Below are 10,532 nucleotides of genomic sequence, written 5' to 3' on the forward strand. Positions count from 1 at the left end.
CGGCACGTCGGCTAGATCTGCAGTGGCGTTCGCATGCACGTTCCTCGACGCGAGGACGAGGGCCGGGACTGCTGGCCGGTTCGACCGCAGCGCTCAGTTTCCCGCGTGGCCCGCCCGGGTATCTGGCACGCGAAATCGTTTCTGGACGGGAGAGCCACGTGACCACCGCCGAACAGCCGCCGCCAGAGGGCGACGAACAACCGCCCCAAGCCACCGACGACGAAGAGGGCTCCGACGTGGAGTCCACGGAGCCCTCATCCACGGGAAGTGACGCTCCAACCGCCGGCGAATGAGGCGCCGGCCAGCCGATATGAGCCCGCGGCCCGACGGCTATGCGCTCTGCCGGTGCTGCTGGCGGGTCTGGTTAACGAGATTGATGCCGACAGCTGCGCCGCCCAATATTGCTGCGGGAAGGGCGATTTCGAGCTGTCCTGTCGTCGCGCCGATCGTGGCCAGCAGTCCCAGGCCCCCGGCAATCATGTTGAGGTTTCCGGCCACTCTGTTTGTCCGCTGGTGCTGATAGGCGCCGACCGCGATCTCGCCGACCCCGAGTATCCCGGAGACGATCAGCGGCGCGCCCGTCGCGGTCATTGCGGTGGCGATTACATCGAGTTGCACTTGTCTCCCAGACGATTACGGCTGAACCAGCAATTGCTCGTACAAGTCCTGCATACCCAATCGTCGCGTCGCTCCGAAGGCCATCGCCCCTCCGGCCGCGCAGTTTCGCATATCGGCCGTCGCAGGGACGCCATGGTTCGTTTCGTGACTGCCGCTGTGGATCCGTCCGCCGCGCGCTTTGGTAGCGGACATGTTCGGGTAATGAACGGCGTATGAATTGTGCGCGCGCCGCTTTTCACCCGCTGGCGCGGGCGACACGACAGCCCTGACACTGGTGGGGTGACGAATACCGCCGCCTCTGCCACCGCCAACTTCTGCCGTTCGGTACTTCGCTGGCTGCGCGCCGGCTACCCCGAGGGCGTCCCCGGGCCCGACCGGGTGCCGCTGCTGGCGCTGCTGCGCAGCACCCCGCTGACCGAGGAGCAGATCGCCGAGGTGGTGCGCAACATCACCGCGGACGGATCCCCGGCGATCGCCGACGGCGTGATCGAGCGCGACGAGATCGCCCATTTCATCTCCGACATGACGCACTACGACGCCGGGCCGGAAAACATCATCCGGGTGGCGTCCACCCTGGCGGCCGTCGGGTGGCCGCTGGCCGGCATCGACGTCAGCGAGGTCATCCCCGGCGACGAATGGGGAGAGGCCGCCGAAATCGCCGCGCGCAGTGCTGCTTCCGAGAACGCGCCGGGCGTCGCGCTGTAGGGCCCGTCAGCTTCCCGACGCCCTACAGCTTTGAGATGTCGATGACGAAGCGGTAGCGCACGTCGCTGGCCAGGACGCGCTCGTAGGCTTCGTTGATGTAGTCGGGCTCGATCAGCTCGATTTCCGGCGTCACGTTGTGCTCGGCGCAGAAGTCCAGCATCTCCTGGGTTTCGGCGATGCCGCCGATGTTCGACCCGGACAGGCTGCGGCGCGCCAGCGCCAGCGAGAACGCGCCCACCTCCATGGGGTGCTCGGGAATGCCCAATTCAACGAGCGTGCCGTCGACGTCGAGCAGACTGAGATAATCGTTGAGGTTCAGGTTCGCCGAGACGGTGTTCAGGATCAGGTCGAAGCTGTTGCGCAGCTCCTTGAAGGTCTCGCGCTCGGCGGTGGCGTAGTAGTGCTTGGCGCCGAGTCGCAGACCGTCTTCCATCTTCTTCAGCGATTGCGACAGGACCGTCACCTCGGCGCCCATCGCCGCCCCGAGCTTGACACCCATGTGGCCCAGCCCGCCCAGGCCGATGATCGCCAGGCGCGTGTCCGGGCCGGCCTTCCAGTGCCGCAGCGGCGAGAACAGCGTGATGCCCGCGCACAGCAGCGGCGCCGCCTTGTCCAACGGCAGCGAATCGGGGATGTGCAGGACGAAGTTCTCGTCGACGACGATCGCCTGGCTGTAGCCGCCCTGGGTGATCGTGCCGTCCTTGTCGGTGGCGTTGTAGGTGAAGATCGTGCCCCGGCTGCAGTACTGCTCCAGGCCGGCCTGACAACTGCGGCACTGACCGCAGGAGTTCACCATGCAGCCCACCCCGACGTGGTCGCCCACCTTGTGCTTGGTGACCGCGGAGCCCACCGCGGTCACGACGCCGGCGATCTCGTGGCCGACGACCAGCGGGTAACTCGGTGTTCCCCATTCGCCTTTGGCCGTGTGGATGTCGGAGTGGCAGATTCCGGCGAACTTGATGTCGATCGCCACGTCGTGCGGACCCGGCTCGCGCCGCTCGATGGTTGTCTTGGTCAACGGTGCCGTCGGCGAGGTGGCCGCGTACGCCGAAACTGTGCTCATGAAAAGTCCCTCTTCGATTCGATACGTCTTCAAGAAGTTTAGCTAGGGTAAAAGTTCTTCCGCCATCCGAGGCGGCGAATATCACCTTATGGCGACGAGTGCGTACCGGCCGGTCGTGGTCAGTTGATCGGGGCGTTCACCAGGCGCAGGTCGTCGACGATGCCGCGGGCCGCGATCAGGCCCTCGCCGGTTTGCCAGATCTCGTCGTTGACGACGTAGACCCGGTTGTCGTGGTTGGCCGACAGCTTGCGCCACGGGTTGCTGTCCAGGATCGTCGCGGCCCGATCGGCAGCGGCCGGGGTGGCGCAGGACAGGTACACCACGTCGGCGTCGGCGATCGAGAGATCCGGATTCTTCGCCAGGTCCGCGTCGGAAGCGCCGATCTCGATGTAGGGCTTGTCGGTGAACCGCTGCGAGGCGGGCCGGTCGACGCCGACCGCGCCGAGCACGCTGGCCGGGAAGTTGTTGGCGCCGTAGACCCGGATGGTGCTGGCCGTCAGCTGCACGATCGACGCCTGATAGTGGGAGGCGTCGTGCCGCGCGCCGACGTCGGTCGCCCGCTGCGAGAAGCCGGTGACCAGCCCGTCCGCCGCGGCGCCGCGGCCGGTGGCGGCTCCGACGGCGCGCAGGTTGTCCTGCCAGGCCGCGCCCGGCGCGGCGGTGAACACCGTCGGCGCGATCGGGGCCAGCTGCGGATACAGCGTCGGGGTCAACGCTTGCGAGCCCAGGATCAGATCGGGGTGGGCGGCCGCGATCGCCTTCACGTCCGGGTGGGAGCGGCTGCCGACACCGGGCACGCCCTGCACCGCGCCGCCCAGATAGGCGGGCTGGCTCGGCGAGCCGTCCGGCAGGGCGGCGCCGACCACCCGCGATTGCAGGCCCAGCGCGCACAGCGTGTCGAGCTGGTCGCCGGAGAGCACCACGATGCGCTGGGGATCGGCAGGCACCTGCACGATGTCCGGGGCGACGCCCGCCGCGTTGTGCGCCTGCCGCTTGGCCGGGCCCGGGTCGGCCTCGGCGGGATCGCGTGCGCATGACTCGTCGGGCCGGCGGTCGTTTCCGAGCACGCCGGCGCCGGCGATCTGGGTGGTGGGCGTGACGAGCGAATGGGTCGGCTGCCCGGCGGGCTGGTCGGATCCGCAGCCGCCGCAGGCCAGGATGACCGCCGCCGTCGCCGCGGTCAGCCGGGCGGGTCTGATCACGCCGAACAACACGCGTCAGACGCTAACATCCGGCCAGCTCGGCGCGGCCGCGCCGACGGGCGGGCCGCGCCGGTGAGCCGTTTACGACAGTTTGTAGGACCAGCCCTGACGTCGTCATGATCGACGGCTAAGATTCGTCTCAATACCGATTTTTGGGCCAGTGTCCGATCTGGATGTTTGGAGAAGCTGTTGACAGCCGAAGCGCCCCCTTTGGGACAACTCGAGGCCGTTCGTCCGTATCCGGACCGGATGGGCCCCAAAGGGAACCTCGTCTACAAACTGATCACGACGACCGATCACAAGTTGATCGGCATCATGTACACGGTCACCTGCTTCGCCTTCTTCTTCATAGGCGGGCTGATGGCGTTGCTGATGCGCACCGAGCTGGCCGCTCCCGGGCTGCAGTTCCTATCGAATGAGCAGTTCAACCAGCTGTTCACCATGCACGGCACGATCATGCTGCTGCTCTATGCCACCCCGGTGGTGTTCGGTTTCGCCAACCTGGTGCTGCCGCTGCAGATCGGTGCGCCCGACGTGGCCTTTCCGCGGCTGAACGCCTTCTCGTACTGGCTGTTCCTGTTCGGCGGGCTGATCGCGGCGTCCGGCTTCATCGTCCCGGGCGGCGCCGCCGACTTCGGCTGGACGGCCTACACGCCGCTGTCCGACGCCGTGCACTCACCCGGCGCCGGGGGAGACCTGTGGATCACCGGCCTGATCGTCGCCGGTCTGGGCACCATCCTGGGTGCGGTCAACATGATCACCACCGTGGTGTGCATGCGCGCGCCCGGCATGACGATGTTCCGGATGCCGATCTTCACCTGGAACATCCTGGTGACCTCGATCCTGATCCTGATCGCCTTCCCGATCCTGACCGCGGCGCTGTTCGGGCTGGCCGCCGACCGACATCTGGGCGCCCACGTCTATGACGCCGCCAACGGCGGAGTTTTGTTGTGGCAACACCTGTTCTGGTTCTTCGGGCATCCCGAGGTGTACATCATCGCGTTGCCGTTCTTCGGCATCGTCACCGAGATCATCCCGGTGTTCTCGCGCAAGCCGGTGTTCGGTTACACCACGCTGGTGTACGCCACCCTGTCGATCGCCGCCCTGTCGGTCGCGGTGTGGGCGCACCACATGTTCGCCACCGGAGCCGTTCTGCTGCCGTTCTTTTCATTCATGACGTATCTGATCGCGGTGCCGACGGGGATCAAGTTCTTCAACTGGATCGGCACGATGTGGAAGGGGCAGATCACCTTCGAGACGCCGATGCTGTTCTCGGTCGGCTTCCTCATCACCTTCCTGTTGGGTGGTCTGACCGGCGTGATGCTGGCCAGCCCGCCGCTGGACTTCCACGTCACCGACAGCTATTTCGTGGTCGCGCACTTCCACTACGTGCTGTTCGGCACCATCGTGTTCGCCACCTACGCCGGCATCTACTTCTGGTTCCCGAAGATGACCGGCCGGCTGCTCGACGAGCGGCTGGGCAAGCTGCACTTCTGGCTGACCTTCATCGGGTTCCACACCACGTTCCTGGTGCAGCACTGGCTGGGTGACCTGGGCATGCCGCGCCGCTACGCGGACTACCTGCCCAGCGACGGCTTCCAGCCCTACAACGTCGCCTCGACGGTCGGCGCCTTCATCCTGGGCGCGTCGATGTTCCCGTTCGTCTGGAACGTCTTCAAGAGCTGGCGTTACGGCGAGGTCGTCACGGTCGACGACCCGTGGGGCTACGGCAACTCCCTGGAATGGGCGACCAGCTGCCCGCCGCCGCGGCACAACTTCACCGAGCTGCCCCGAATCCGTTCGGAGCGACCGGCATTCGAGTTGCATTACCCGCACATGGTGGAGCGGCTGCGCGCCGAGGCCCACGTGGGCCGCCATGCCACGGCTCTCGAATCACCGAAGGGCTTCGGCCCACGAACCGAACCCGATCGCTCAACTCCTGAGCAGTAGCGGCGGCTGTCCGGAGTGAACGCACCACCCAACAAGGTGTCGGTGCTGATCACCGTCACCGGCGTGGACCAACCGGGCGTGACGGCGACCCTGTTCGAGGCGCTGTCGCGGCATGGGGTCGAGTTGCTCAACGTCGAACAGGTGGTGATCCGGCACCGCCTGACGCTGGGCGTGCTGGTGTGCTGCCCGGCCGAGGTCGCCGACGGCGCGCAGTTGCGCGAGGACGTTGAAACGGCCATCCGCAGCGTGGGGCTCGATGTGACCATCGAGCGCAGCGACGACGTGCCGATCATGCGGGAGCCCTCCAGCCACACCATCTTCGTGCTCGGCCGGCCCATCACCGCCAGTGCGTTCGGCGCGGTGGCCCGTGAGGTGGCCGCCCTCGGCGTCAACATCGACCTGATCCGCGGTGTCTCCGACTATCCGGTGATCGGCCTGGAACTGCGGGTCTCGGTGCCGCCGGGCGCGGACGCCGCGCTGCGGACCGCCCTGAACCGGGTGTCCAGCGAGGAACAGGTCGACGTGGCCGTCGAGGACTACAGCCTGGAACGACGGGCCAAGCGGCTCATCGTGTTCGACGTCGACTCGACGCTGGTGCAGGGCGAGGTGATCGAGATGCTGGCGGCCCGGGCGGGCGCCGAGGGCAAGGTCGCCGCGATCACCGACGCCGCGATGCGCGGCGAGCTGGACTTCGCGCAGTCGCTCGAGCAGCGGGTGGCGACCCTGGCGGGGCTGCCCGCCAGCGTGATCGACGAGGTCGCCGACCAACTGGAACTGATGCCCGGCGCCCGGACCACGCTGCGCACCTTGCGCCGGCTGGGCTATCACTGCGGCGTGGTCTCCGGGGGATTCCGGCGCATCATCGAGCCGTTGGCGCACGAGCTGATGCTGGACTACGTCGCGGCCAACGAGCTCGAGATCGTCGATGGCAAACTCACCGGCCGGGTGGTCGGCCCCATCGTCGACCGGGCCGGAAAGGCTACGGCCCTAAGGGATTTCGCGCAGCAGGCCGGGGTGCCGATGGCGCAGACCGTCGCCGTGGGCGACGGCGCCAACGACATCGACATGCTGGCCGCCGCCGGGATGGGCATCGCGTTCAACGCCAAGCCCGCGCTGCGTGAGGTCGCGGATGCGTCGCTGAGTCACCCCTACCTGGACACCGTGTTGTTCCTGTTGGGTGTGACCCGCGGCGAAATCGAGGCCGCCGACGCGATCGACGGCGAGGTCCGGCGGGTGGAAATCCCGCCGGGCCCCTAGCGACCCGGCAGCTATTCGGGCGCCGCGGTACGGCACGATGGTCGGGTGCCCGAAAACGGAAGCCGGAGGTGATTCCCGAGGAGTCGAGAGACTCCGAGCGTCGAGCCGACCAGACGGTGGAGGAAGCCGACCCCGATCTGCTGCTCGATTTCAGGCAGGTATCGCTGAAGCGTGGCGGCAACGTCTTGGTCGGGCCGCTGGACTGGGCGGTCGAACTCGACGAACGCTGGGTGATCGTCGGGCCCAACGGGGCGGGCAAGACCTCGCTGCTGCGGATCGCGGCGGCGGCCGAACATCCCTCGTCCGGCGTCGCTTTCGTGCTCGGCGAGCGGCTGGGCCGGGTCGACGTGACCGAGTTGCGGTCCCGGATCGGGCTGAGCTCCTCCGCCCTGGCCCAGCGCATCCCCACCGACGAGGTGGTGCGCGATCTCGTCGTCTCGGCCGGTTACGCGGTGCTGGGCAGGTGGCGAGAGCGCTACGAGGACGTCGACTACCAACGCGCGATCGACATGCTGGAAAGCCTGGGCGCCGAGCACCTGGCGGACCGCACCTACGGAACGTTGTCTGAGGGCGAGCGCAAGCGGGTGTTGATCGCGCGTGCGCTGATGACCGACCCCGAGCTGCTGCTGCTCGACGAGCCCGCCGCCGGCCTGGACCTGGGCGGCCGCGAGGAGCTGGTTGCCCGGCTGGCCGACCTGGCCGCCGACCCCGACGCGCCCGCGCTGGTGCTGGTCACCCACCACGTCGAGGAGATACCGCCCGGGTTCAGTCACTGCATGCTGCTCTCGGAAGCCGAGGTGGTCGCCGCGGGCCTGCTGACCGACGTGCTGACCGCCGAGAATCTGTCCACCGCGTTCGGCCAGGCGATCGCCCTCGACGTCGTCGACGGGCGCTATTTCGCCCGGCGAGTCCGGACCCGCGCAGCCCACCGGAGGCCGCTATGACGTCACCCGACGAAGCCCCACTGGTCGCCCGGCCGGCCGCCACCGTGATGCTGGTGCGCGACGAACCGGCCGGCTCCCAAACCGGGCTAGCGGTTTTCCTCATGCGCAGGCACGCGAAAATGGAATTCGCCGCGGGGACGATGGTGTTCCCCGGCGGCGGTGTGGACGAACGCGACCGCAACGCCGATATCGCGTGGGCCGGCCCGCCGCCGCAGTGGTGGGCCCAGCGCTTCGGCATCGAACCCGACCTGGCCGAGGCACTGGTCTGCGCCGCGGCCCGCGAGACGTTCGAGGAGTCGGGGGTGCTGTTTGCCGGGCCGGCGGGCCAGGCCGTTTCGGCGCCGAACAGCATCGTCGACGACGCCTCGGTCTACGGCCAGGCCCGCCGCGCGCTGGCCGACGGCACGTTGTCCTTCGCGGACTTCCTGCGCCGGGAGAACCTGGAGCTGCGCTCGGATCTGTTGCGGCCGTGGGCCAACTGGGTCACGCCGGAGGCCGAGCGCACCCGGCGCTACGACACCTACTTCTTCGTGGGCGCCCTGCCGCGGGGGCAGCGCGCCGACGGCGACAACACCGAATCCGATCGGGCGGGCTGGACGACGCCGGAGGCCGCGATCGACGACTTCACGGCCGGCCGCAGCTTCTTGCTGCCCCCGACCTGGACGCAGCTGGACTCGCTGGCGGGCCGGACCGTTGCGGAGGTGCTGGCCGTCGAGCGCCAGATCGTGCCCGTGCAGCCGCACCTGGAGATCCAGGGCGACAACTGGGTGTTCGAGTTCTTCGACTCCGACCGCTACCACCAGGCGCGGGAAGCGGGTGGCCTGGGATGGCGGCATTGAGCGAGTTCGTCAGCGTGGTGGTCTCCGACGGCTCCCAAGACGCCGGGCTGGCCATGTTGCTGCTGTCGCGGCCCCCGACGAACGCGATGACCCGCCAGGTGTATCGGGAGGTCATCGCGGCCGCCGAGGAACTGGGGCGGCGCGACGACGTCGCCGTGGTGATCCTGTTCGGCGGCCACGAGATCTTCTCCGCCGGCGACGACATGCCCGAGCTGCGGACGCTGCGGGGCGCCGAGGCCGACAGCGTGGCGCGGGTGCGCCAAGAGGCGATCGACGCCGTGGCGGCGATCCCCAAGCCGACGGTGGCCGCGATCACCGGATACGCGCTGGGCGCCGGCCTCACGCTGGCCCTGGCCGCCGACTGGCGGATCAGCGGGGACAACGTGAAGTTCGGCGCGACCGAAATCCTGGCCGGCCTGGTGCCCGGCGGCGATGCGATGACCCGCCTGACCCGGGCGGCCGGCGCGAGCAAGGCCAAGGAGCTGGTGTTCAGCGGCCGGTTTTTCGATGCCGAAGAGGCGCTGGCGCTGGGCCTCATCGACGAAATGGTGGCCCCGGACGACGTCTATGACGCCGCCGCGGGGTGGGCGCGCCGTTTTCTCGACGGGCCGCGGCACGCGCTGGCCGCCGCCAAGGCCGGGATCAACGACGTCTTCGACCTGGGGCTGGCCGAGCGGCTCGCCGCCGAACGCCGCCGCTACGTCGAGGTGTTCTCCGCTGGTCAGGGCGGTGGCGATCGGGCGGATCCGGGCGGCCGTTAGGCTGCCCTGCATGACCAGTTCGACGGACGCCGTTCCGACGCCCCACGCCACCGCCGAGCAGGTGGAAGCCGCCCGGCACGACAGCAAGCTGGCCCAGGTGCTCTACCACGACTGGGAAGCCGAGACCTACGACGACAAGTGGTCGATCTCCTATGACCAGCGCTGCATCGACTACGCGCGGGGCCGCTTCGACGCCATCGTGCCGGACGAGGTGCGGCGCGAGCTGCCCTACGACCGGTCCCTTGAATTGGGTTGCGGCACTGGGTTTTTCCTGCTCAACCTGATCCAGTCCGGGGTGGCCCGGCGCGGATCGGTGACCGACCTGTCGCCGGGCATGGTCAAGGTCGCCACCCGCAACGGGCAGTCGCTGGGCCTCGACATCGACGGCCGGGTCGCCGACGCCGAGGGCATCCCGTACGAGGACAACACCTTCGACCTGGTCGTCGGCCACGCGGTGCTGCACCACATCCCCGATGTGGAGTTGTCGCTGCGCGAGGTGATCCGGGTGCTGCGCCCGGGCGGCCGGTTCGTCTTCGCCGGCGAGCCGACCAGCGCCGGCGACGTCTACGCCCGCGAGCTGTCCACCCTGACCTGGCGCATCGCCACCAACGTCACCAAGCTGCCCGGCCTGGGCAGCTGGCGGCGCCCGCAGGCCGAGCTCGACGAATCGTCGCGGGCGGCGGCGCTGGAGGCCATCGTCGACCTGCACACCTTCACCCCGGGCGACCTGGAGCGGATGGCCGCCAACGCCGGGGCCGCCCAGGTGCGGACCGTCAGCGAGGAGTTCACCGCCGCGATGTTCGGCTGGCCGGTGCGCACCTTCGAGGCGTCGGTGCCGCCCGGGCGGCTGGGCTGGGGCTGGGCGAAGTTCGCCTTCAACGGCTGGAAGACGCTGAGCTGGGTGGACGCCAACGTGTGGCGCCGTGTGGTGCCGAAGGGCTGGTTCTACAACGTGATGGTGACCGGGGTCAAACCCTCCTGAGTGGTGGGCTGCGGTTCAGCGCGCAAGACGTCGGCTACCTGCGGTCGGCCGCGGGTGCCGCGGCGCTGGCGGAGGTCGCCCGGCTCGAGCTGACCGACGCCACCCGGGTCGCCGACGTCGCCGCCGCCCGCGCCCGATTCGGTGACCGCGCCGCGATCCTGGTGGAGACGGTCCTGTTGCGCCGCCGCGCGGTGGACAAACTCGGCGGCCT

The 10,532-nt window shown here is 68.8% G+C and carries 11 protein-coding genes and 1 pseudogene; 9 read left to right on the top strand and 3 right to left on the bottom strand.

Annotation, left to right across the window (positions count from 1 at the left end):
- Positions 1 to 158: 158 nt before the first annotated feature.
- Positions 159 to 293 carry a hypothetical protein gene (locus A5622_RS30415; RefSeq protein WP_255361666.1) on the top strand — a complete coding sequence of 45 codons (135 nt, stop codon included), beginning with the start codon at positions 159 to 161 and terminating at the stop codon, positions 291 to 293.
- A 37-nt stretch (positions 294 to 330) separates the two neighbouring features.
- Here A5622_RS30415 and A5622_RS02005 read toward each other — a convergent pair whose 3' ends face one another.
- Positions 331 to 591, bottom strand: coding sequence for a hypothetical protein (locus A5622_RS02005; RefSeq protein ID WP_156752805.1), 261 nt, complete (start codon positions 589 to 591; stop codon positions 331 to 333).
- Positions 592 to 897: 306 nt separating this feature from the next.
- On the opposite strand from A5622_RS02005, the gene A5622_RS02010 reads away from it, so the two are divergent.
- Entirely contained in the window at positions 898 to 1,323 is a 426-nt protein-coding gene (locus tag A5622_RS02010) for a DUF3349 domain-containing protein (RefSeq protein ID WP_066872070.1), read from the top strand.
- 22 nt (positions 1,324 to 1,345) lie between these two features.
- On the opposite strand, the gene A5622_RS02015 is transcribed toward A5622_RS02010, so the two are convergent.
- Positions 1,346 to 2,386 carry an NAD(P)-dependent alcohol dehydrogenase gene (locus A5622_RS02015; protein ID WP_066876346.1) on the bottom strand — a complete coding sequence of 347 codons (1,041 nt, stop codon included), beginning with the start codon at positions 2,384 to 2,386 and terminating at the stop codon, positions 1,346 to 1,348.
- Between the two features lie 119 nt (positions 2,387 to 2,505).
- Positions 2,506 to 3,600, bottom strand: coding sequence for an iron-siderophore ABC transporter substrate-binding protein (locus tag A5622_RS02020; protein WP_066876348.1), 1,095 nt, complete (start codon positions 3,598 to 3,600; stop codon positions 2,506 to 2,508).
- 177 nt (positions 3,601 to 3,777) lie between these two features.
- Here A5622_RS02020 and ctaD point away from each other — a divergent pair, with 177 nt between their 5' ends.
- The 7 genes and pseudogenes from ctaD to A5622_RS02055 all read left to right on the top strand — a co-directional run.
- Positions 3,778 to 5,538 carry a cytochrome c oxidase subunit I gene (gene ctaD, locus A5622_RS02025; RefSeq protein ID WP_231997702.1) on the top strand — a complete coding sequence of 587 codons (1,761 nt, stop codon included), beginning with the start codon at positions 3,778 to 3,780 and terminating at the stop codon, positions 5,536 to 5,538.
- Between the two features lie 15 nt (positions 5,539 to 5,553).
- Positions 5,554 to 6,795, top strand: coding sequence for a phosphoserine phosphatase SerB (serB, locus tag A5622_RS02030; protein WP_066876349.1), 1,242 nt, complete (start codon positions 5,554 to 5,556; stop codon positions 6,793 to 6,795).
- Positions 6,796 to 6,911: 116 nt separating this feature from the next.
- Positions 6,912 to 7,739: an ABC transporter ATP-binding protein gene (locus tag A5622_RS02035; RefSeq protein WP_156752807.1), complete on the top strand. Its 828-nt coding sequence runs from the start codon at positions 6,912 to 6,914 to the stop codon at positions 7,737 to 7,739.
- Positions 7,736 to 8,578 (top strand): NUDIX hydrolase, encoded by an 843-nt coding sequence (locus A5622_RS02040; protein WP_066872084.1) that lies wholly within the window; start codon positions 7,736 to 7,738, stop codon positions 8,576 to 8,578. The genes A5622_RS02035 and A5622_RS02040 overlap by 4 nt, the downstream gene beginning before the upstream one ends.
- Positions 8,575 to 9,339, top strand: coding sequence for an enoyl-CoA hydratase (locus tag A5622_RS02045; RefSeq protein ID WP_156752806.1), 765 nt, complete (start codon positions 8,575 to 8,577; stop codon positions 9,337 to 9,339). The genes A5622_RS02040 and A5622_RS02045 overlap by 4 nt, the downstream gene beginning before the upstream one ends.
- Positions 9,340 to 9,349: 10 nt before the next feature.
- Positions 9,350 to 10,321 (top strand): class I SAM-dependent methyltransferase, encoded by a 972-nt coding sequence (locus A5622_RS02050; protein WP_066876354.1) that lies wholly within the window; start codon positions 9,350 to 9,352, stop codon positions 10,319 to 10,321.
- Positions 10,279 to 10,532: pseudogene (locus A5622_RS02055) on the top strand (class I SAM-dependent methyltransferase); the annotation flags it as partial. The gene A5622_RS02050 and the pseudogene A5622_RS02055, both read left to right, overlap by 43 nt.

The sequence above is a fragment of the Mycobacterium sp. 1245801.1 genome, from assembly GCF_001673055.1.
Taxonomy (GTDB): Bacteria; Actinomycetota; Actinomycetes; order Mycobacteriales; family Mycobacteriaceae; genus Mycobacterium; species Mycobacterium europaeum_A.